Annotated in this window: 20 protein-coding genes and 1 pseudogene; 16 read left to right on the top strand and 5 right to left on the bottom strand. The window is 49.4% G+C overall.

All coding sequences use genetic code 11. The features are described 5' to 3' along the window. Positions 1–31 precede the first annotated feature (31 nt). Complete coding sequence (locus tag ACXAF9_RS00430; protein WP_475069254.1) at positions 32–754, bottom strand: 16S rRNA (uracil(1498)-N(3))-methyltransferase; 723 nt, start codon at positions 752–754, stop codon at positions 32–34. A gap of 110 nt (positions 755–864) precedes the next feature. Between ACXAF9_RS00430 and ACXAF9_RS00425 the strand changes: the two genes are divergently transcribed. After that, positions 865–2,232 (top strand): MATE family efflux transporter, encoded by a 1,368-nt coding sequence (locus ACXAF9_RS00425; protein ID WP_475069253.1) that lies wholly within the window; start codon positions 865–867, stop codon positions 2,230–2,232. 225 nt (positions 2,233–2,457) lie between these two features. Beyond that, positions 2,458–3,207: an acetoacetyl-CoA reductase gene (gene phbB / locus ACXAF9_RS00420; protein ID WP_475069252.1), complete on the top strand. Its 750-nt coding sequence runs from the start codon at positions 2,458–2,460 to the stop codon at positions 3,205–3,207. 62 nt (positions 3,208–3,269) lie between these two features. Here phbB and ACXAF9_RS00415 read toward each other — a convergent pair whose 3' ends face one another. Continuing rightward, the gene (locus tag ACXAF9_RS00415) at positions 3,270–6,140 is read right to left on the bottom strand and encodes a DUF349 domain-containing protein (RefSeq protein ID WP_475069251.1); all 2,871 of its coding nucleotides are present in this window, start codon (positions 6,138–6,140) and stop codon (positions 3,270–3,272) included. A gap of 219 nt (positions 6,141–6,359) precedes the next feature. Next, positions 6,360–6,911 (bottom strand): YchJ family protein, encoded by a 552-nt coding sequence (locus tag ACXAF9_RS00410; protein WP_475069250.1) that lies wholly within the window; start codon positions 6,909–6,911, stop codon positions 6,360–6,362. On the opposite strand from ACXAF9_RS00410, the gene sbcB reads away from it, so the two are divergent. From sbcB to ACXAF9_RS00365, 9 genes and pseudogenes are all read left to right on the top strand, one after another. Next, positions 6,910–8,367: an exodeoxyribonuclease I gene (sbcB, locus tag ACXAF9_RS00405; protein WP_475069249.1), complete on the top strand. Its 1,458-nt coding sequence runs from the start codon at positions 6,910–6,912 to the stop codon at positions 8,365–8,367. The genes ACXAF9_RS00410 and sbcB overlap by 2 nt on opposite strands. A gap of 32 nt (positions 8,368–8,399) precedes the next feature. Continuing rightward, positions 8,400–8,876, top strand: a complete 477-nt coding sequence (locus ACXAF9_RS00400) for a hypothetical protein (protein ID WP_475069248.1) — start codon at positions 8,400–8,402, stop codon at positions 8,874–8,876. Positions 8,877–8,920: 44 nt separating this feature from the next. Further along, a complete protein-coding gene (locus tag ACXAF9_RS00395) occupies positions 8,921–9,247 on the top strand; it encodes a hypothetical protein (RefSeq protein WP_475069247.1) in 327 nt (108 codons plus the stop codon). 309 nt (positions 9,248–9,556) lie between these two features. Then, a complete protein-coding gene (locus tag ACXAF9_RS00390) occupies positions 9,557–9,916 on the top strand; it encodes an ankyrin repeat domain-containing protein (RefSeq protein ID WP_475069246.1) in 360 nt (119 codons plus the stop codon). Between the two features lie 501 nt (positions 9,917–10,417). Continuing rightward, positions 10,418–10,705, top strand: a complete 288-nt coding sequence (locus ACXAF9_RS00385) for a hypothetical protein (protein ID WP_475069245.1) — start codon at positions 10,418–10,420, stop codon at positions 10,703–10,705. Between the two features lie 113 nt (positions 10,706–10,818). Beyond that, positions 10,819–11,223 (top strand): hypothetical protein, encoded by a 405-nt coding sequence (locus ACXAF9_RS00380; RefSeq protein ID WP_475069244.1) that lies wholly within the window; start codon positions 10,819–10,821, stop codon positions 11,221–11,223. 92 nt (positions 11,224–11,315) lie between these two features. Next, a complete protein-coding gene (locus tag ACXAF9_RS00375; protein ID WP_475069243.1) occupies positions 11,316–11,522 on the top strand; it encodes a hypothetical protein in 207 nt (68 codons plus the stop codon). Beyond that, a pseudogene (locus ACXAF9_RS00370) lies at positions 11,471–11,878 on the top strand (transposase); the annotation flags it as partial. The gene ACXAF9_RS00375 and the pseudogene ACXAF9_RS00370, both read left to right, overlap by 52 nt. Before the next feature lie 523 nt (positions 11,879–12,401). After that, positions 12,402–12,638: a helix-hairpin-helix domain-containing protein gene (locus tag ACXAF9_RS00365; RefSeq protein ID WP_475069242.1), complete on the top strand. Its 237-nt coding sequence runs from the start codon at positions 12,402–12,404 to the stop codon at positions 12,636–12,638. A gap of 14 nt (positions 12,639–12,652) precedes the next feature. Here the strand turns inward: ACXAF9_RS00365 and ACXAF9_RS00360 are convergent, their stop codons facing one another. Then, positions 12,653–15,445 (bottom strand): insulinase family protein, encoded by a 2,793-nt coding sequence (locus tag ACXAF9_RS00360; protein ID WP_475069241.1) that lies wholly within the window; start codon positions 15,443–15,445, stop codon positions 12,653–12,655. A 131-nt stretch (positions 15,446–15,576) separates the two neighbouring features. Between ACXAF9_RS00360 and ACXAF9_RS00355 the strand changes: the two genes are divergently transcribed. From ACXAF9_RS00355 to ACXAF9_RS00335, 5 genes are all read left to right on the top strand, one after another. Further along, positions 15,577–15,957 (top strand): DUF6394 family protein, encoded by a 381-nt coding sequence (locus tag ACXAF9_RS00355; RefSeq protein ID WP_475069240.1) that lies wholly within the window; start codon positions 15,577–15,579, stop codon positions 15,955–15,957. Between the two features lie 8 nt (positions 15,958–15,965). Then, positions 15,966–17,699: a potassium channel family protein gene (locus tag ACXAF9_RS00350; protein WP_475069239.1), complete on the top strand. Its 1,734-nt coding sequence runs from the start codon at positions 15,966–15,968 to the stop codon at positions 17,697–17,699. Positions 17,700–17,845: 146 nt separating this feature from the next. After that, entirely contained in the window at positions 17,846–18,748 is a 903-nt protein-coding gene (locus ACXAF9_RS00345; protein WP_475069238.1) for a DMT family transporter, read from the top strand. 2 nt (positions 18,749–18,750) lie between these two features. Beyond that, positions 18,751–19,650 carry a Tim44 domain-containing protein gene (locus ACXAF9_RS00340; RefSeq protein WP_475069237.1) on the top strand — a complete coding sequence of 300 codons (900 nt, stop codon included), beginning with the start codon at positions 18,751–18,753 and terminating at the stop codon, positions 19,648–19,650. 84 nt (positions 19,651–19,734) lie between these two features. Further along, complete coding sequence (locus ACXAF9_RS00335; protein ID WP_475069236.1) at positions 19,735–20,127, top strand: hypothetical protein; 393 nt, start codon at positions 19,735–19,737, stop codon at positions 20,125–20,127. A 29-nt stretch (positions 20,128–20,156) separates the two neighbouring features. On the opposite strand, the gene ACXAF9_RS00330 is transcribed toward ACXAF9_RS00335, so the two are convergent. Further along, on the bottom strand, positions 20,157–20,786 hold the full coding sequence (locus ACXAF9_RS00330) for a YdcF family protein (RefSeq protein ID WP_475069235.1): 630 nt from the start codon (positions 20,784–20,786) through the stop codon (positions 20,157–20,159). Between the last annotated feature and the right edge of the window lie 4 nt (positions 20,787–20,790).

The raw sequence follows: 20,790 nt of genomic DNA, 5'->3' as shown, positions 1-20,790 counted from the left end.
GCTTGGCGGGCGTCGTACGCCAAAATCCCCTTTAAATTAAAGGGAATAGGCGGGATAGCAAGGCGGGTATGGCCGTTTCCACTCGGAGGATACGCTGACCAATATGGACGCTTTGCATACCGGCTTCTTGAAGCTTATCCACCTCGTAGGGGATAAACCCGCCTTCAGGACCAATGGCCAATACGGTCGGGGTTAACGTCATGTCTTCGCTTGATAGTGCGGAGGCCTCGTATGGGTGTGCCACGAGGGCGCGCTTGCCATGACAAAGCTCTGGTAGCTCATCTTCAACAAAGGGTTTAAAGCGTTTTCGAAAATGCACTTTGGGCACTTTTGTATCTTTGGATTGCTCAAGCCCCATTATGAGTCGCTCCAGAAGGGCATCCTCATTTAAGAAGGGGGTAGACCAATAGCTTTTATCGACCTTATAAGTGTTGATCAGGTACAGGTCTTTAACGCCCATGGTGCTGATCGTTTCAAGGATGCGACGCATCATTTTGGGCCTGGGAAGCGCCAAAATCAGCGTGCAGGGGAGCGCCGCGGGTGCCTCGTGCGTCCATTGCACTTTCAGTGTCAGGGCATCGTCACCAAATTGGGTGATCTCGCCTGCGCCCATCGGCCCATCGATTAACCCAACTTTTAAGGTCTGCCCGACAGAGGCTTTGTGTACATCGCGAACATGGGTAAAGGCTGGGCCAGATAAGCGATACAAACCTTGGCCAACGGCTTGATCTTCATGGAGTAATATCAGATTCATGAAGGGATGGTAAAACAATCCCAAATTGGGAAAAAGCGGTTGCGCCGGTTTTTCTTTCATGGCTTGCCCTGTAGGATGGCAGCTCCCACATTCCGAGTAGTTTTGTTGTTATGCCCTCGCCGAAATCGCCTGTCCAATCTCTGGATCTTTTGAACGATCCGGTACGCCGTGTGCTGTTTAAAATGACATGGCCGATGATGATGGGCATTGTCAGCTTGATGCTGTTCAACCTCGCTGACATCTACTTTGTAGGTCAGCTCGGAACCGAGCCGATGGCGGCTTTGGCGTTTACCTTCCCTGTGACCTTTGCCATGGTATCGCTGGCGATCGGCTTTGGCATTGGTACCTCGGCAATCTTGGCCCGTTTGATGGGCTCAGGTGAGCATCAAGAAGCAGCGTCGATGGCGACCGATAACTTGTTAGTCACCTTTGTCGTTACCTTTGCGGTGAGTCTTGTCGCGCATGAGTTGATGATGCCGGTGTTTCACTGGATGGGGGCAGCGCCTTCGCTGATTGATCACGTGGTCGATTACATGAGCGTCTGGTGGTTTGGGGCGGCCTTTATGGTGACCAACATGGTGGCGAACAGTACCTTGCGCGCTAGGGGTGATACCAAGATCCCAGCCATCGTGATGGCGGCCTCATCGGGCCTTAATTTCATCTTGGACCCCTTGTTGATTTTTGGCATCGGCGATTGGAAAGGCTTTGGTATCAAAGGGGCGGCCATGGCCAGTGTGATTGCCTGGTGCGGTGTATTCTTAACCTTCATTTGGATGCTGTACCACAAGTACCGATTGATCGTTTGGGAGCCGTTTAACCTAAAGCGCATCGCAACCCATTGGGGCAAGGTGATGAAGATCGGCTTCCCGGCAGCGCTCTCCAACATGATGACGCCCATCGCAGGTGGTATTTTGACCTCACAGGTGGCTTTACACGGCCCTGAGGCTGTAGCTGCCTTTGGTGTGGGGACGAGATTAGAATCCTTATCTCTTTTGGTGTGCTTGGCCTTGTCGATGACGCTACCGCCGTTTGTCAGTCAAAACTTAGGGGCGGGGCAATTTAAGCGGGTACGTACCGCGTATCTTGGCGCGGTGAAATTTGCATTAGTGTGGCAGCTTACGGTGTTTGTCTTACTCTGGTTAAACCAAGACGGGGTGGCGCATCTTTTTGCGGACTCTGAGGCGGTGATTGAGCCGCTGTTGCTGTGGATCTCGATCGTGCCGCTTGGCTTTGGTATGCAGGCGGTGATCTTTTTAAGTGCCTCTACCTTTAATGCGTTGCACCAACCGATGCGCGCGCTTCGTATCTCCATCACGCGGTTATTTATCTTCTGTATTCCGATGGCCTGGGTGGCCAATCACCTCTTTGGCTTACAAGGGATGTTCATTGCGTTTGTTGTGGCTAACACGCTTTCGGCGCTCTTTGCGTTTCTCTGGGTCAATAAACAGATCAAAAGATCACTTGATTCTAATGCCTAAAAGTCGGATAAATAAGAAAGGTATTGTTCAGCTTTCGTAAAGTTGCAATCTCTAACTGCCATAACGCTAAGGTCTAGCTTCTTTAGATTAGACAATGGCGATATGCTGAAAATAGGTTAGCCGAGCACGGATTGGATGGAGCGGTAAAACCAACAGTGTTCTATAAGAAGCTAGCCAGCAGTCGCAGTATCACAACAAGATAATATGGAAAATGGGGATGTGAACATGAGTAAACGTATTGCTCTGGTAACCGGCGGCACAGGTGGTTTGGGTGCGGCGATTTGTCGTGCCTTAGTGGATAATGGATTCACTGTGGTTGCAGGATATAACAGCGGTGGCAACCACGAAAAAGCAAAAGCGTGGCAAGAGGCGCAGCGCGCCGATGGGTACGAGATCGAAGTGGCTTACGGCGACGTAACCGATTCGAAATCGTGTGAGGCTTGTATCGCAGCGGTCGAAGAGATGACGGGCGGTACGGTCGATGTTTTGATCAACAACGCAGGTATTACGCGTGATGGTCAATTCAAGAAGATGGCGTGGGAGCAGTGGGACGAAGTACTAACAGCAAACTTAGACTCCATGTTCCACATGACGCGTCTTGTAATCAACGGCATGATCGAGAAAGGCTTTGGCCGTGTGATCAACATCTCGTCTGTGAATGCGCAAAAAGGTCAGTTTGGCCAGTGTAACTACTCGGCAGCAAAAGCCGGTATTCACGGCTTTACCAAAGCGCTGGCGCAAGAAGTCGCGGCAAAAGGCGTGACGGTGAACACGGTGTCTCCGGGTTACATCATGACACCAATGGTGGCTAAGATTGATGAAGCGATCCAACAAAAGATTTGTTCAACCATCCCAGTTGGCCGTTTCGGCACACCTGAAGAGATCGGTCGAATTGTGTCTTTCTTGGCCGCTGAAGAGTCTGGCTACATCACAGGTGCGGATATGTCGATCAACGGCGGTCTGCACATGCACTAAGGGTTAACTGCCCAAAAAAAGCCGCTCATCGAAGCGGCTTTTTTGTACCTGAAATCCTCTCATTACCCTTGGTTGGGTAGGTAAGGGGCGATCAGCGCATCAATACGGCTTAACGCATCGGCATGAAGGTGCCCCAATGGCACCGCTAAGCGCAATTGGTATTGATCCATCAACGAGGCGTTGGTGTGCTTCGGTGTGGCTTGCTCCAGCACTTGTTGAAGACGTAACATCTGCATCTCCATGCGAAGTGCTTGATCGTCCTCTGGGGAGCTCAGCCCCAGCATGATCTCAAGCTCAATCGCAATCTCACGCAGCGCGCGATGTGCGCGCTTCACTTGATCGCCCGGTTGAATCGCGGTGCCATCTTCACTTAGCCAAGCGCTTAAGCGCTCTTGGATGATAGGCAGTTGGTCCGAGGCCAAACCTGCCGTCAGGGTTTCAAGCTCGGAGGTGTCGACATGGTCCTGTTCCAGCCAGAGGTCCTCCGCGCTTCGGATTGGCTCGATGGCGGCGGCATTCGCGTGATCCGCGGTTACGGCTGAGTTCAGCGTAGTGATCAGTTGATTCGCTTGGCTTTGCAGCTTTGTAAAGTGATTGCGCTCTCGATCTTTGATGTTATCCCCGTTTGATTTAATCATGCCTTCCCCCTCGGCAAGGACGGAAGTGATCTCATCCATTGGGGTTGGGTGATTGAGTGCGTGGTAAAGACGATCGCTGATGCTCGAAAGATTCAAGCGCGAGCGTTGACGGTCTTTTTGCTGGTGCTGTGACAGGCGCTCAAAGATGGTGTCGCACGCCGCACGAAAGGCCATCCACAATTTACGCTCTTGGCTATGGAAGGTCGGGCCTGCCTCTTTCCAATGCGATTGCAGCTCTTTCGCACTGTTAGCGGCGGCGATTGGATCTTTGGATTCGGCCAGTGCACGGGCTTGATCGATCAGTGCCTGCTTTTTGTGAAGCGACTCTTCTTTGATCGCTTTAAAATGGCTTTCTGTCGAAACGATCAAATCATTAAAGGCTGTTTGCACTTTTTGACCAGGACCACGATCCACGGGGACGTATTGCTTCCACTCTTTTTTCGCGGTGTTCAGTACGGTTTCAGCATCGCGCCAATAGGTGGTGTCCCAATCGATCTGGTCCAGATATGCGGTCAGCTCTTTAACGATCAACTGGCGCTGCTCCAAATTGTATCGGCGCGCTTGGCGTTGCTGCTCAAAGAATTGCTCGCACGGCGCGTACGCTTGATCGGATGCGCTCTTAAAGCGATTCCAAAGCTTGCTGGAGTGCACAGGGTCAGTCAAATCCATTTCTTTCCACTGTGCTTGAAGGGCTTTAATCGCGTTGGAGCGCTCTTGCGGCGGGAGCTCAGAATGAATCAGTAGCTCCATCTCTTCGCAAAGTTGCTCTTTTTTAGGCTGTACTGCAAAACCTTGCCAGTCTTTGAGTTCTTGAAGCTTGGCGCTGAGGGCTTTTGCGCGATTTTGCAAAGCACTCGGTAGCCTATTGAGGTCGGTCTCGCTGCGCTCCACTTTGCGCATCCACTTATCGGCTTTACGCGCTTCGCCTTGCTCGATGGCTTTCTCTAGCTCATCCAGCGCATGGGTCATGTGCTGGTGGTTGCGCTTTTCTAAATCGTGCGCTGCTTTTCGCTGCTCACTCTGTTGCGCTTGGTAGTCCTCAACTTTAGTGCTGAGCTGCTGCGCCAGCACGGACAGGGTAGAGTCGTTAGAACTACCACTTGACGAGAGCTGAGTGATGAGTGCTTGAGCGGCTTTGATCTGATCTTTGCTGATGACAGCATCATCTGCTTTAAACGCATCCAGTGCGGTAACAAGCTCTGCATGGAGGGCGGAGGCATTCGACCAGGCGGTTTTGCTCTGCTCAAGCGCCTTAAAGAGCTGGTTTTTCTGTTGAGTGAGGCCTGCATTCTCAAGGGTATTCGGCCATTGCTCGAGCTGCTGAGTTAAGATGTTCAACACCTGCTGCGCATTGGATAAGCGCGCTGTGTTAAGCGTTGTTTCACTGAATAGCGCCTGCCACTCTTCATCCAACGATGGGCGTTGTGCGTTGATATCGCGTAGGATCTCAGTTGCTTCGTTTACCAAGCGCGCATGCTCAGCTTTTTCGTTTGCCGCTTGGGCTTCTTCAGCCGCTTTTGTTGTGATGCGCTCGTTCGTTGTGTTGTAAGCACGTTGATAGGCCTGTGTTTGATCGTCGTTGAGCTGGGTGTGGTCCAGTGTTGACCAGGCTTTATTGATCACTTCGAAACGTGCGTCATACAACGGGAACCACTCGCCGTGCGCCAATTGCTCCATCTGTTCGATCAAGTCTTGTGCACGTTGTTGGAGCTCGGCTTGCTGCTTAATCGCCTCTTTGTGGGCGTGCTGCTTATCTTTTACCAGCTTAAAGATCGCTTTGTCGCGGCTGCGGCTTTCTTTGACCAGTTGCTCGATGTAGGTTGTTGAATGCAGCTTACTGGCGGCTTCTTTACGGATCGCTAACGGCAAAGCGCTTAGCGAGAGCTCAACCAGCATAGCTTCATCGAGTGTGTCCAGTTGGGACTCGATCAGTTGGGTATGCTGAGTCTGAGCAAAGAGTTTTAGGCTAACTTGGGTGCCCAGTGTTTCCAGCATTAAGGCTAACGTGCGCTGCTGATCTGGGTTTTTATCCAACAGCTCGACGATGCGTTGCTCCAGTGTTTGGGTGTGCTTATCGCCTTGGCGATTGATCTGCCCCAGCAGTCGAACTAAAGCATTGAGGTCATCCGCTCGCTTGGAGGCCGCCAAGCGAACGCTGTCGGAAGGGTCTTCCGTCATCAGTTTGAACAGAATGTCCTGATGGTCGGCTTGTTCTGGTCGCAACTTCTCGATGGCTTGAACGCGCACATCAGGGTTGGAGTGTTGCCATTTAGGTTTAAATAAGGTCAAAAACATCGCTAAAAAAGCCCTATAAAGCCCATGGCTGTTTCGCCAAGGGTGATGCCGCAAAAAAGCCTGCGGAGGTCTATGGTGTACGCACCGGTTTCGGTGGTGGTTCAGTTACGCTAAGCGCTTTAAACAGGTAAAGGCTTTAACAGCTGACCGGTAAAGGTGCATTATTTTAGCGACGAAGGCGGATCATTATAAGGCTTGACAGCGATGAAAGCGCATTCTTTAGGCCGACATAAACTGAACTTCGCCATCGACATAGACCCAACCTTCGGGGTCTTTGCGAAAACGCGAGCATTCGTGCAAAACACCTTTTTCTGGCCCTGACTGAAAGCTGGCGCGAAAGGTGACTGTACCGGTTTGATCCAGCGGTGAGCCCGCGCTGGTTGCTTCAATGGTTAGACCAAGCCATGTGGTACTTTTGACTTGTTGGTTAAGCACTTTGCGATCATCTTTGGCGCGCTTTTCCTTGGCGGTGGTTTTGATCAAGTAATCCACATTACCGACGGCAAACGCGGTATATCGACTTCGCATTAACGCTTCGGCGCTGCTGGCTTTGCGCACACCGTCCAAAATGGGCTCGCAGCATTGGGTAAAAGAGTCGTCGGAGCCGCAAGGGCATAGGGTGTTTTCTGGCAATAAAGTACTCATGGTCACTCTCGCTTTTTTGCTCAGTGTAACGGCTTTGGTGCAGCATCCAAAGGGTAGCGCTTTTATGATGCGGTTCAACTCCGTATGATGAGCGCCCAAATGGAAATGATAAGCGAGTTTGGGCATGTCTTTTGAACCCACTTTTTTCTGGCACGATTACGAAACCTTTGGCGCTGATCCTAAACGGGATCGCCCGGTGCAGTTTGCTGGCATCCGAACCGACAGCGATCTGAACATCATAGAAGAGCCCGTTATGCTGTACTGCAAGCCGGCCGATGATGTGTTGCCGCACCCCGAAGCGTGTCTGATCACCGGGATTACACCGCAAACCGCATTGCGAGAGGGTGTGTGTGAAGCTGAGTTTATCGCCCGCATCCACGAGGAGTTAGCACGCCCAGGCACCTGTGGTGTTGGCTATAACAGCATTCGCTTTGACGACGAGGTGACTCGCTACACCTTGTACCGTAACTTTTATGACCCTTATGCGCGTGAATATCAAAACGGTTGCTCGCGTTGGGACATCATCGACATGCTGCGCTTAACGCGCGCTTTACGCCCAGAAGGGATCACTTGGCCAACGTACGAGGACGGCACGCCAAGCCTACGCCTAGAGGATCTGACCAAAGCTAATGGCATCGACCACGGTCATGCCCACGATGCGCTTTCGGATGTGTATGCCACCATCGAGATGGCCAAGCTTGTGAAAGAGCGACAGCCGAAACTCTATGAGTATGTGCTGAATAACCGCTCTAAATCCTCGATCCAGAATATGATCGATGTCACAAGCATGAAGCCATTTTTGCATGTGTCCTCACGCTATCCTGTGGAGCTCGGTAACCTTGCGGTGGTTGCGCCGATTGCCAGCCACCCCACCAATCGAAACAGTATCCTCACGTGGGATCTTCGCTATGACCCAACACCGCTGATGGACTTAAGTGTCGAGGAGATTCGTCATTACCTGTACTTGCCAGCGGATCAGCGTAAAGACACGGATCCTAAAATTGCGTTGAAAGAGGTCCACGCGAATAAGTCGCCAATCCTTGCCCCTGCAGGGATGCTGAATAAGGAAGAAGCGGCCAAATATCAGATTTTGGGTGATCAATGCCGAGAGCACTTATCTTTGTTGCGTGGCTTTAGTGGGCTGAAGGCGAAGATGGCCGAGCTGCTATCCCACGACGGATTTGAGCCTGATGCCGACCCCGATCACATGCTCTACAGCGGTGGTTTTTTCAATGATGCTGATAAGCAAGCAATGGCCGAGATTCGCTCCAGTGACCCGTGGGAGTTAGCCGAGAAAAGCTTTGCTTTTCAAGACCCGCGTCTTGAAGAGATGCTGCTCCGATACCGGGCGCGTAACTGGCCTGAAACCCTATCCGATGATGAACAAACCCAGTGGGAGCAATACCGCACCGAACGCTTAATGAAGTCGGATAAGCGCAACTTACTGACCATGAAAGCGTTTTATGATCGGTTAAATGCCTTGTACCAATCCCCTGATGCGGATCAACGCAAGCGCGAGTTACTGGAAGAGTTGGCCATTTACGCTGAATCCATCATACCGTTGGATGATGAACTATACTGATCCCAAACACAGGATCAGCAGAGAGTTCTTTCATGCAGTTTGGCAAAATCCAGCGCCTTGGACGGTGCGTTGTATCGGCTTCTGGATGCGCCGTGTTCAGTCTTGCTCTTTCTGGTGTGGGCGTTATTTCAAGCGCTCACGCTGAAGATACGATCAACTACGACGTTGTTGAGCCTTATGGCTACACCAATGGCCGCTATGATGCGCACAGTATCTATCGGCGCATGAACTCCAGCACGTGGTTCGATAACGAACCTATGTTGGAAGTGGGTTATGAAAACTACCCCAAAGATTTACCACCTCCCACGGTGGTTGCACCCGGCAATCGACCGATTCCACGGGACTTTCGTGCAGGGCGTGTGGCGTCCAAGTCCGACTTAGTAGGTGAGGATGCTGTCTTTCAGCGCATCTATGACGATGAAGAGATCAAGCGCTGCTCTATGAATCCTGAGGCATGTGAGCAAGAGTACCAAGAGGCCTCACGACAACGGCAGTTTATTCAGCCTTAGAAGAATATGAAGGAGGACTGTGGGATGGAGTCTTATGGTGTTAAATGTCTAATCCGACAGTCTCGTTAGCTTCACTTAGGAATGTCGAGACCATTATGATTTTTCAGACTAGCGTTGAAATCGATGTCGATGGACAAGATGTTCATGTGGTATTCGACATGGATACGGGATTGATTGGATTCAGCGAAGTTACTGGTGGCAGCTTTACCGAGTACAGTTATCAGTCTGCACCTCCAGAATTTAAAATAGCATTTGCTAAATTTATGGAAGGTTTAGCTGGTAAAACCCACCAAAGCAATGGGTTGATTTGCCGTAAAGGTGAAGCTGCTCAAGTCCTCCAAGAATTCTGGCAAAGTAAAAATGAATCATAAAGCTAACAAGTTACTGTGGTGCTTAGTCAATAGTTTTAACCTGTTTTCTCACGCCACAGCTCCTCGTTCTTAATCATGGTATTTAGGATGACGATCATCTTTCGCATGCACGCGATAAGCGCAACTTTCGGAAGCTTCCCGCTCGCTTTAAGGTGCTCGTATTGTTGCTTAAATACGGAGTTGCATTGAATTGAAGTGAGCCTGAAAAAACGGTTTTTAGGCGTTAAAGAATATGAAGGAGGACTGTGGGATGGAGTGTTATCGTGTTAAAAGTCTAATCCGACAGTCTCGTTATGCATACAAGTTGGCATGAGAAATTACTCTAGATTAGAAGATGTCCTTGAGGCATACACAAATTTTGAGTCAGGAGATACTCCGTCCGTCGAGTATGAAACTCTATTGGACGAGCCTGTGATTTTTGCAGCGGCCCATAATGGGGATATTCAAGCATTGGAATTGCTTGTATCGCTTGGGGCTGATATTCACTCACGTGGAGAATATGGTAATACTCCTCTTCACGAAGCTATTGAAGCATGTGAGTTCGAGGCAGCACGTTACCTTTTATCAAAAGGGGCTAATCCTGACCTGAGAAATGGAGAAGGAAAATTGCCAAAGGATTGCTGCTGGGAAGGTGAGTGGCCTGGCATTTTTGGTGAAGGCAATGCATAACAAGGCGTGGCACACTCGCCCGCAAGCGGGCTGGACTCAGCACTGCGTGCTTTGCCTGTGCACGCGGCGTTATGCTTCGGAAAGCATTTGCATGGACCAGCAAGCCCAATGCCGGTAGCAAAGTCTGAAGTAAGAAGGGCTGTCGGCAAGTTAGTGTCGGCAATTCAAAAGGAGTGGGGGAACGAAATTGGAGAGCCAGGGACCGTGGTAAGTGAAGAGGTAATGCACAATTGCCATGCTCTACTAGCAGCCAAAACAGCAGAGGACACACTTGAAATTCTAGCTGGCAGAACCGTCACCGAGTTTCTGGGTGTTCATTGGGTCAGGGCTCATCCATCGGTACTGCCGCACATATCGCGCCTTGATTCACTGCTATGAATTCTCTGCATACAAGTGCAGCTTGTAGGACTTAGGTAAACTATCATCTTTTTCGCGTTGCGCTTCAAAAGAGCCGCCAGTTCACCCAAGCCACAACTGTAGGCGTTATAAGGCTTTAGAGATATGAGTCAAGAAAAACAAATCGTTGAATGTTGTACACATGGAAAGCATCAAGCAACGTATGTTTGCCAGCATGTCGTACAGAGTCTTCGAGATGGAAAGCTTAGAGGCTTTTGGTCTGCTGAACCAGAACCAGGTAATGAACGACCAGATTCATGGTGTAGTGCTTGTGAAGAAAAAGTAAATAGCACTGGTGGTGAATGGAATGATGAGTCTGAAGAATTCGCAGGCGTAACATTATTGTGTGGTGCTTGTTATGACCGTGTAAAAGAAATGAATATAAAAAATTAGTAATGGTGCAAGGGCTTTATAACAAGGCGCAATCGCCCTTCGGGCTGGTCGCACTGACACGCGTCTTTGCTGGATGTATTATTTTTCGAATTAAAAGGGAGTTACAGTTCGGTATGCGTAAATTATATTTGGCTATGATTTTTACATTGTTTTCACCGCCCCTATTAGCGGATGAAGTTATTGATTTTCTAGGCGATTTGAAAAACGAGTCAGAAGAATTTCGTGAAATTGCGATAGAATGCTTGATTGAGATAAAAATTTCTAAAGAAAAGGGTTGGGACTCTGCCGAGTGTGGTTCTTATAAGATATTTTCAGAAGACAAGTTTTCTAAATTTCAGAACAATGTTAAAGAAGCAACGAGTGACTTTAAACGATATTCAGAGAGCAGTGAAGCAAGTAATAGACGCATAAAACGAGGCTTAAAATATTTACTTGAAATTCAATCAGATATGGTTGGGTTAGATGAGTTGAATAATAAAATTAGGAATTCGTTAAAAGATACAAGCGCAACTAAGTGACCAATAGAATGCGGCACTAGAACTACGTAAGCAGTGTTTTCAGCGACAAGTGAAGTGCATTGGATCGGATCAACACCTACAAGGACGTAAACATGGATGAGTTTTCAAAATTAAGAGAGCAATGGTATTCGGCCTGCGTTAAGGGGAATACTACAGCGCTGAAATCGTTCGAGTCAGAAGATTTGAAAGTGATTGTAAATGGCCAAGTTGATACGGACGATCGCTATGATGCAATTGACCTTAAAGTACAGGCCACACGCATAGTTTTACCACGACAGCTGCGAATGAGCATGATCTAAACCAAGCGCATGAGTTGCTACATGGGGAAGAAAGCTTTGTTTTTGCTGATGCAGGTTACCGTGGTGCGCAGAAGCGTAGCGAGCTACAAGGCGGCAAAGCAGAGTGGCATATTGCTGAGAAGCCGAGCAAAGTGAAAGCACTGAAAAGCCATCCTCGGATCAACAAAACATTGCTGAATATGGATTATATGAAAGCCAGTATTCGTGCCAAGGTGGAGCATCCGTTCAGGATCATTAAGTGCCAGTTCGGTTTTCGAAAGACAAGCTATAAAGGCTTACGGAAGAACCATCATAAATTGGCGATGCTCTTCGCTTTAGCGAACATCGTCCGCGTGGACCAGATGTTGCGAGCATAGGATAAATCCGTCTGGATGCCGGAAACAGGCATTCAGATGGCAAAAAGTACCGAAAACAGGGAAGTTTTGCGCGTTTTATAGTGGTGGAAGGCGGTTGAGAGTTGTGATGCTCTTTAAATCGCACCTTACCTAACGGAGATTGCTCTGAATCTTTTAAAAATTAGTTTTTGGTTTTTATCTTTTATTTCTTTGGGTTATGATGTTTTTATTGCGAATAACCGAAGTCGATCATAAGTGTTTTTATAGGATTTCTATATTGGTTTGCAGTTATGATGGGTTTTTATTATGGAGTGGAGATTGTAAGTAATCAGTATTATTTGATTATATTTATGCTTTTCTCATCTTTCGTGGTCTTCTTCTTTATGGTGTTGGCCCGCTGTTCTTTGAACCCTGAGGCATGTGAGCAAGAGTACCAAGAGGCCTCTCGCCAACGACAGTTTATTCAGCCTTAATCATTTAGAAGCTATCCCACGTCATTATTCTATGTTTTAGTAGGGCTTTTCTTAAGGAGTGAGGAGGCAAAATGCCCTTTTCAAAGGACGAAACAGAAGCGCTGTTAGCGCTAAAAGGCGTCGGGCCTACGGTTATAAAGCGGTTTGAGGAGATCGGTATCGAGTCGTTTGCAACACTTAAGCTGCATACCTCGACCGAGATTGCCGAGATGGTTGCCTCCATGTTGCGAACCACTTGCTGGAAGAACAGCCCTCAAGCAAAAGCCGCCATTGAGGCGGCGATTGAGCGGGCTAAGCAGGGCGTTTGATGCCCTAAACGGATCTACCCCTCGGTGGCCGTGGTTTGTACGACAAACGCACGGTCACGCATGGCGTTTAAGGCGCTGACCAAATCTTTTGCGGTCACTTTCATGATGGCGTCGGTGCGCTGCTCGCGCCAATCAAACTTAAGATGCCCCTCATCCAAGTTTTCCCAAAAACGGCCAGTACGGTCGCCCAAGGTACGTTCTCGCTCATTGATGCGCGATAGAACGCTGTTTTTGAATCGGTCTAAATCCTCGGTATTCAGGGTTTTAAGTTGATCTTCAAATTGATCTAAAAAGAGGTCCATCTTCTGGTTGATGGTGGCTACATCGGTGGTGGGGGATTGGACAACTAAAGCCATACCGCCCTGATCTTTTAAGTTAACCGCCATTGAGGTGACGATGTATCCCAGTTGCTGTTCGGTGCGAAGGTCCGAATAAAATGGGGCTGAGATCAGTTCAGCAAGCAGCGTCGCGGCCGCTTCGTTTTTTAACGAGGCATCCGGCGCTTGTAGATACTTAACCACCGCTTGATCTTTGTGGTCCACGGTTAGGGAGCGAATCTGAGTTTCACCTTCGTTAAGGGCTTTAACCTGAGTCGTCGGTGCCACCTCGGCCAAGGTGATCGGCTCACTGCCTTCTAAAAGGTGGTTAGCAAGCTGAGTGACCTGTTCTTGATCCACATTGCCGTGTGCCAGCAAACGCACTTCAACACCTTGATAGATACTCGGAATAAAGGTTTCAAGATCCGCTTCAGTAAAGCGGCTTAATGCATCAAACTGAGCCTTGATGCCTGCGTCACCCAATAGCTCGTCATATAAGACACCAAACAATTGATGATAAGGCGTTTCTTTATCTTGGTTGCTTAGAGCCAATAGCTTCTCGTGTTTTAGGCGGTTAAAGCGTTGCTCATTCGCTTCTGGGTGGCGCAAAACGGGCAGAATGGCTTTCACTAAGGTATCGAGCTTCTCGTCGTAGCCAGAGATGCGCACCGTAAAACCACGCATATGCGGGTATATATTGGCGGACAGGCCCGCGATGGTGGCATCGTAGAGTGTTTTATTCAGTTGCTCCTCCACCATGCTGATGTACATGTTCATCGCCACTTTTGCCTCGACATTCCCAGGTACTTTCGGAGTCAGGAAGGTAAACCACACATTGGCTTTGGGGCGGTTGAAGCTTGCATCCGGTGCATACCAAACGCTTAACCCTTTTGGGAAACCCTTCAGTTGCGTCGGTTTGATATCCAGACCTTTAGGCAAGTCCTTGATCGCTAAATGTTCTGCCACAAAAGGGTTGGGGGCGCGAACAAACAGCTCATCACTGTGCGTAACGTTAGCCAGACGTTTCTTCAAAGCCGGATCCAACGGGTTTATAGAATAAGGCGTGTTGTAATGCGGTGTTACCTCATCGCCTTCGATCTGATTCGATTGCACTACCATCAAGAGGTTATCTGGGCGAATGCGCTTTATAAGCTGATCAATCAGGGTGGGTTGATATTCTTCAAGCAGATACGGTCCTTTCAGGATCAACGCTTTAGGGTAGGTTGCATGCTGCATCTGTTGCGAGAGACGAGTCACGTAGCCAACCGGCGAGGGTTGATCTTGAAAACGAAACGCTTGCTCATACTGATGGCGCTCTTCTTCAAAGATCGCTTTAGGAACACCGGTGGTTTTTAAGGCCTTGATGTATTGGAAAAACAGCGCGAGTACATCGTCTTTATGTTGATAGCCTTCTTCGGTGAGATCGATAAAAACAGAGAGGGCGCTCTCTTGGTCATAGCCTTGTCCTTGTGATGCCCCAAGCGCATTGGCCCAGCCACGCTTTTTAAGCGCCGCCAAAATACTGCCATCGCCCTCGTAGCCGATCAGACCACTGATCAGATCTAAGGGTTTGGTTTTCCATTCTTGATCGACATTGGGCATAGGGAAGGTCAGTGTCATACCGAATTGATCGGTAATGGTTTTAACGCTGACTACCTTAGGTAGGTCTTTAGGGTACAGTGGCTCTTCGGTGCTAAAGCGCGGTAAATCGCGGTTGGGTACAGCACTGAAATAGGTTTTGGCCAAGGTGGTTAATTGGTCGATGGGTTGATGGCCTAAAATGACCAGCTTCATCCGGTTAGCGGAGTACTGTGTCGTGTAAAAATCGATCAGCGCTTGGCGAAGATCACCGTCTTTGTTACTGAGGGTTTTTAAGTCTCCCACCGCGAAGCGATTGGCGGGGTGGTCTGGGTTGAGTGCCTCTTTCATGGCCGAAAACACACGTCGGTTATCATCGCGTATTTTGGATCGATACTCAGAGTTAACAGCGTTTCTCTCGCGGTCGGTGTAGGCTTCCTGAAAGAGGGGGGCGATGAAAAACTGCGAGAAACGATCCAGCGCAGGTTCTAAATCTTTGGCGTTGATGTTGAAGTAATAGTTGGTGTTATCCAATGCAGTAAACGCGTTATGCGCACCGCCATGCGAGGTGATAAAGGCTTGGTAATCACCCGCTTTTGGGTACTTTTGGGTGCCTAAAAACAGCATGTGTTCCAGAAAATGCGCCAGCCCTTCGCGATCTTTTGGGTTGGCCATCGAGCCTACGCCGACATCCATCGACACGGCCGCTTGGTCGGTGTTTGGGTCACTGATGACAAGGACATCCAACTGATTATCAAGTGTTAGGTACTGATAAGCACGGTCATCGGTGGGGCTTTTTTCGAGGCTGGGTGTGGCATGTGCAAATTGTGTGACCCAAAAAAGACACACGGTGAGCACACCTAAGGATAAACGATAAATTGGGTCGCGCTTTACTCGTACTGCAGCACTCATCTGGTATCCTTAAAACATATCAAAATCAATTTATTAACCTGTCGAGGACTTTCTTCACAGGCCAAATAGACAGTATCCTATCACGGTGGTTCCTACTGTGGGGATCTGATCATACTTGCAAGGAAGACACCATGAACCGTGAAAAGGTCATTTTTGCGTTTTTTATCGTACTGGCCCTGACCATCAACTTTGGCTTTTTTATCGGCCAAATTGATAACCCCGTACATCACAATGAGTTTGAGCTGTTCGCTGCCCTCGTGGTGAGCCTAATCTGTACCGTTTTAAAGTTTGGCGACCGGACGCACTTGGGGGCGTTGATGCTTGCCACAAGCTTAGTGGTTGACCTTCAGCTCATCATAGCGGCCTTTTTGTGGGGCTTTGCCGAGCAGATCAGCGGCGGTATGACGCCGCACTTGATGGCCAGCATTGTGTCACTGTCTGGCGGGGCTTTATTAGCCAATATCGTGTCCGTGATCCTTTTGGTGGTTGAAACCGTTCAGGTGCGTCGTTAAGGTCGCCCATGAATAACATCATCTATGTGGTGCTGCGGCGTCTTCGGATGCCGCTGATCATTCTGATCGTTGTCTACGCCATCTCGGTGTTGGGTTTTGTGCTGATTCCAGGGCAAGATCCACAAGGTAACCCTTGGCGTATGGATTTCTTCCATGCGGTCTATTTTGTCTCCTTTATGGGATCGACCATCGGGTTTGGTGAGATCCCTTACGAATTTACCAGTGCTCAGCGGATGTGGACGCTGATCATGATCTACGCCACGGTGATCGCGTGGTTGTACAGCATCGGTTCCATGTTGGCTTTGCTGCAGGAGCCGATGTTTGGGCGCATGTTACGGCGTCGGTCTTTCGCCGATGAGGTAAGGGGGATTACCGAGCCTTTTTACTTGGTCTGTGGCTACGGGGTTACGGGCAAAATCGTGGTCGAGAAGCTTGCTAAACGCGATATTCGTTGTGTAGTGATTGATATTCGCCAAGAGTGCGTGGATGACCTTGAGATGAGCCCACTGCCGCTTCGGGTGCCTGGGCTGTGTGCGGATGCAAGCTTGCCCGATATCCTTGATGATGCGGGGATTCAATCCGATAACTGCATTGGGGTGTTGGCATTAACCAACGATGATAATGCGAACTTATCGATCGCCATCGCCAGTAAATTGCTGCGTCCAAAACGCATGGTGATTAGCCGAACCGAATCGGAAGTGACCACGGGTAATTTACTCTCGTTTGGTACGGATTTGGTGATCGACCCGTTCCATAACTTTGCCCGTTACCTCTCGATGGCGGTCAACAAACGCTATTCCCATTTGGTGTACGACTGGTTGATTAACCCAACCCACAGGCCTTTGGCTAGTGCAACACGTAAAATAGAAGGGCGTTGGGTGATTTGTGGCTATGGCCGCTTTGGACGCAGTTTATACAAAGCGTTTCAGGAGTTTGGTGTACCGGTCACGGTGGTGGACTCTAACCCCGATAACGTCAACCAAACGGAAAACCAGATTTGGGGCGTCGGTACCGAAGCACCCACCTTGCTGGAAGCGGGCATTAAAGAGGCGGTAGGGCTTGTGTGCGGTACCAACAATGATGCTGATAATCTGTCCATTTTAATGACCGCGCGCGAGCTAAACCCTAAGCTGATCACGGTGGTGCGCCAAAACTTGGATACCAATCATCTGATTTTCAGTAATTCCAAAGCCGACTTTGTTATGGAGCCTGGGCGGATCATTGCCAATCAAATTCTGGCTCAGATCAAGACACCTTTGCTGCCGCACTTCTTCTCGGCCATGAAAGCTTATAACGATGTTTGGGCGCACGAGCTACTGAACCGCATGAGCCGTGCGGTGGGCGATGATGAGGTTGATAGTTGGGCATTCACGATCGGTGAAGAGGATACGCCTGCGGTCATGATGGCGTTGAACGAAGGTCGCGAAGTGAAGATGAATGTCTTTATGAAAGACCCAAGGGATCGGACCAAGATGCTTAAGGTGTTCCCGTTGATGATGATCCGAAACGGGGAGGTCGACATGCTGCCAGGTGAGCTTGAATTGCTGAAACCTGGCGATCAGATCCTGATGTGCGGCCAGATACCGGCCTTTAGGCAGATTGAGTGGACCTTAAATAACTACAACATGCTCTTTTATGTACAAACCGGCGAGGAGTTCAGTCGCACGATATTGTCGAAGTGGTTTAGGCAGCGGATGCGCTCTAAAAAACGAGCACGACATACACCGGTGCCTAAGCGATAGAGGCGCAAAGCAAAACAGCGTTTCCTTCATTAATGCAGGTATCCTGTTAGTCTGACGGGGTAAACTGGCAAAGTCTTTAGACTTTGGCCAAGTGTTATCGGAAACGATCAACAAGAATAAGACCAACAATAAGAATAAGGACTTTCATGGCTTACTTACTGCTGTGTATGACCGCTTTGTTTTGGGCGGGAAACTTTGTGCTCGGTCGGGCAATGCATCTTGTCTTACCTCCCATTACGATGGCAGAGATGCGCTGGTCCTTGGCGCTTTTGCTGATTTTGCCGTTTTTAATTCCACGCCTTAAACGCAACGCCGAGCTGATCAAAAGCCATGTTTGGCGCCTGATCGGTTTGGGGATTGTCAGTGTCGCAAGCTTCAACACCCTCATCTATGTCGGCCTTACCAGTACCACGGCCACCAATGCCACCTTGCTCCAGTCGGCGGTTCCAATCGTGATTTTGTTGGTCAGCGCCATCTTCCTAAAAGAGTCGGTATCAATGCGTCAGTGGTGTGGGGTGGTTTGCTCTTTGTTGGGCGTACTGACCTTGGTAACGGCCGGTGAGCCTGCAGCCTTGCTGCATTTAAGCATCAATGAGGGAGACCTGTTCGTGCTTGGGGCGGTGCTCTGTTGGGCACTGTATTCAATCGCGCTTCGCTGGAAACCCAAAGGTTTAGACGGATTTACCTTTTTTGGGGTGACGGTGATTGTCGGGGTTATTGCACTCATGCCCTTTACTTGGTGGGAGCTACAACGAGTGCCCGCGATTACCTTTGAGGTTAATTCCGCTTTGACCGTGCTGTATATGGCGATCTGTCCCTCTATACTTGCGTACATCTTTTGGAACAAAGGGGTGGAGGAACTTGGCGCGGCAAAAGCCGGTCTATTTATCCACTTAATGCCATTATTTGGTATTGTATTGTCCGCGCTCTTTTTGGGCGAAAGCATTCGCAGCTATCACTGGGTGGGCATGGTACTGATCTTTACCGGTTTGTACGTTGCCGTGATTGCGAATGCGCTTAAACAGATACAAAAAAATACACTGAGGTGACAATGAGCTTCTCTTTGCGTAATGCATTTATTGCCTTCTTCATGGCGTTCTTCGTCATGGGCGTAACCGCGCCTTCGGCGGACGCTGCACGATTGGGCGGTGGTTCTAAGCTGGGTAAATCCTATACGGTGCCTAAAAAGAGCCCAACGAACTCCCAACAAGCTACACCAGACAAAAGCAACACGGCTGCGAATGCGGCAGCGGCTGGCTCCAAAAAAGGCTTGATGGGCGGCTTGCTGGGTGGCCTGTTAGCGGGTGGCCTTTTATCGGCGCTCTTCTTTGGTGGTGCGTTTGATGGCATCCAAATTATGGATATCTTGATCATCGCCGTATTGGCGTTTGTGATCTTTAAATTGTTCAGCTCTGGCAAAAAAGCCGCCGCTGCACAAGCCAATCAAGGCTATGCAACGCAAGGTGCTGGTGGCATGGGTTCACCTCAAACCTTCCAAACCAACACTGAAACCGAGGGCTCCGCGCAAGAGCCTGCGTTCCAATCCAGCCAAGAAGCTGACGGTGTGGTAACCACGCCACCTTGGTTTAACAAAGAGGCGTTCCTAGCCGGTGCGCAGGATCACTTCTTGCGTCTACAAAAAGCATGGGATGCGAAAGATTTTGATGAGATCGCAACCTACACAAGCCCAGAGCTTCTGGAAGAGCTAAAAGCCGAGCGTGCTAAGCACCCAGATGATCAAGTAACAGAAACCACCTCTGTGATGGCGGACCTTGTGAAGTTTGAAGATTACCAAGACCACGTTGTGGTATCGGTACACTTCTATGGTTGGATCAAAGAAAACGGCGAAGCGAACCCAACCGAGTTTGGTGAATACTGGCACTTGAACCGCGATATGACTCAGCCAGGTGCTGATTGGTTTATCGTAGGCTTAGAGCCTGAAAACCGTTAAGATCGACTTTGTGCATGAAAGCCACCTTCGGGTGGCTTTTTTATGGGTGGGTTATTGATACAGCTGCTATGCAAAGGAGACACCATGATCAGCTATAAAAACGTCAGTGTGGCAACCGCCGTCATTTCAATTGCGCTCTGTCTGGTGCTGATGTTTACCCCAACAGAGCTGTTTCGACTTTTCAGTGTCGAGGCCAATGAGTCCGCTATTTTTATGGGCCGGCGCATGGCCATTTTGTTTTTAGGTTTGGCGCTGATCGCAGGTTTTACCTCCGATGCGGAGCACAGTGATCTTCGTCAAGCGCTCTGTATGGCGCTGTCGGTCATGCTGTTTGCGCTTGCCTTCCTGGGTATGTTTGAGTTTTTACGGGTGCGTGCTGGGGCTGGCATTTGGCTTGCGATCCTCACAGAGATTGGGCTTGGCGCGGCTTATTTGATGATTTGGATAAAAGGTGCGCAAAGCGCTTCCCCTAAGTAAGGGGCTTTAGGTAAAAAAGGCCGTTCGCGTTATTCAAATAGGTCGGTAATGGCCTTTCGAACGGCGCTTTTATCTACGCTCTCAAGCGTAATGCGAAGCTCATAACCGGTGAGGTATAGGGTTTCTGAAATCAGCATTTTGGCTTTGGTCTTCAAGCCCTGATAACGAGTCGTGGGTGTCGGTGATGGGTGTGCTGTTATCTCAAGGTCGTTTGCCATCACCATCGCACGCTTCATGTGCAAGGGGTCGCTGACGATTAAGACATCTTTAAAGTTCAGTGTGCGGATCAAAGGTTTTGAAAACAGTAAGTTTTCGTACGTAAGGGTGGATCGGCTCTCTTCAATCATGGCTTCAGCCGGTACGCCTTGCGCTAAAGCAAACTCGAAGGCGGCGTGGGATTCGCTGATCTTATCTTCCGGACTTTTGCCGCCGGTGAAAATAATATGGCGAACTTGCCCTGTTTTATACAGATGAATGGCGTGCTTGATGCGCTCTTTAAACACCGGTGAGGGGCGGTCGGTCCATACCGCGGCGCCGAGAACCAAGGCGGCATCGGCGGGTTTTGTGTAGGACTGATACGCGTACAAACCCACCCGCCCGAATTGCACTAGAACCGCAGCGAAAGCGAAGATTACAAGGGTCAGAATCAGTTTTCGCATGGGT

The sequence above is a fragment of the Neptunomonas sp. ABH4_499 genome (genome assembly GCF_056160565.1).
Note: the sequence above shows the minus strand (reverse complement) of the source record. Positions and strands in the feature narration are given on the sequence as shown.

What these genes read in the sequence shown, in the direction of transcription:
- ACXAF9_RS00355 (WP_475069240.1), top strand. Translation starts at nt 15,577, where the DNA reads ATGAACCGTGAAAAGGTCATTTTTGCGTTTTTTATCGTACTGGCCCTG.
- sbcB (WP_475069249.1), top strand. Translation starts at nt 6,910, where the DNA reads ATGTCTTTTGAACCCACTTTTTTCTGGCACGATTACGAAACCTTTGGC.
- ACXAF9_RS00400 (WP_475069248.1), top strand. Translation starts at nt 8,400, where the DNA reads ATGCAGTTTGGCAAAATCCAGCGCCTTGGACGGTGCGTTGTATCGGCT.
- ACXAF9_RS00360 (WP_475069241.1), bottom strand. Translation starts at nt 15,445, where the DNA reads ATGAGTGCTGCAGTACGAGTAAAGCGCGACCCAATTTATCGTTTATCC.
- ACXAF9_RS00340 (WP_475069237.1), top strand. Translation starts at nt 18,751, where the DNA reads ATGAGCTTCTCTTTGCGTAATGCATTTATTGCCTTCTTCATGGCGTTC.
- ACXAF9_RS00385 (WP_475069245.1), top strand. Translation starts at nt 10,418, where the DNA reads ATGAGTCAAGAAAAACAAATCGTTGAATGTTGTACACATGGAAAGCAT.
- ACXAF9_RS00350 (WP_475069239.1), top strand. Translation starts at nt 15,966, where the DNA reads ATGAATAACATCATCTATGTGGTGCTGCGGCGTCTTCGGATGCCGCTG.
- ACXAF9_RS00335 (WP_475069236.1), top strand. Translation starts at nt 19,735, where the DNA reads ATGATCAGCTATAAAAACGTCAGTGTGGCAACCGCCGTCATTTCAATT.
- phbB (WP_475069252.1), top strand. Translation starts at nt 2,458, where the DNA reads ATGAGTAAACGTATTGCTCTGGTAACCGGCGGCACAGGTGGTTTGGGT.
- ACXAF9_RS00380 (WP_475069244.1), top strand. Translation starts at nt 10,819, where the DNA reads ATGCGTAAATTATATTTGGCTATGATTTTTACATTGTTTTCACCGCCC.
- ACXAF9_RS00415 (WP_475069251.1), bottom strand. Translation starts at nt 6,140, where the DNA reads ATGTTTTTGACCTTATTTAAACCTAAATGGCAACACTCCAACCCTGAT.
- ACXAF9_RS00330 (WP_475069235.1), bottom strand. Translation starts at nt 20,786, where the DNA reads ATGCGAAAACTGATTCTGACCCTTGTAATCTTCGCTTTCGCTGCGGTT.
- ACXAF9_RS00375 (WP_475069243.1), top strand. Translation starts at nt 11,316, where the DNA reads ATGGATGAGTTTTCAAAATTAAGAGAGCAATGGTATTCGGCCTGCGTT.
- ACXAF9_RS00410 (WP_475069250.1), bottom strand. Translation starts at nt 6,911, where the DNA reads ATGCCCAAACTCGCTTATCATTTCCATTTGGGCGCTCATCATACGGAG.
- ACXAF9_RS00390 (WP_475069246.1), top strand. Translation starts at nt 9,557, where the DNA reads ATGAGAAATTACTCTAGATTAGAAGATGTCCTTGAGGCATACACAAAT.
- ACXAF9_RS00395 (WP_475069247.1), top strand. Translation starts at nt 8,921, where the DNA reads ATGTCTAATCCGACAGTCTCGTTAGCTTCACTTAGGAATGTCGAGACC.
- ACXAF9_RS00425 (WP_475069253.1), top strand. Translation starts at nt 865, where the DNA reads ATGCCCTCGCCGAAATCGCCTGTCCAATCTCTGGATCTTTTGAACGAT.
- ACXAF9_RS00365 (WP_475069242.1), top strand. Translation starts at nt 12,402, where the DNA reads ATGCCCTTTTCAAAGGACGAAACAGAAGCGCTGTTAGCGCTAAAAGGC.
- ACXAF9_RS00345 (WP_475069238.1), top strand. Translation starts at nt 17,846, where the DNA reads ATGGCTTACTTACTGCTGTGTATGACCGCTTTGTTTTGGGCGGGAAAC.
- ACXAF9_RS00430 (WP_475069254.1), bottom strand. Translation starts at nt 754, where the DNA reads ATGAATCTGATATTACTCCATGAAGATCAAGCCGTTGGCCAAGGTTTG.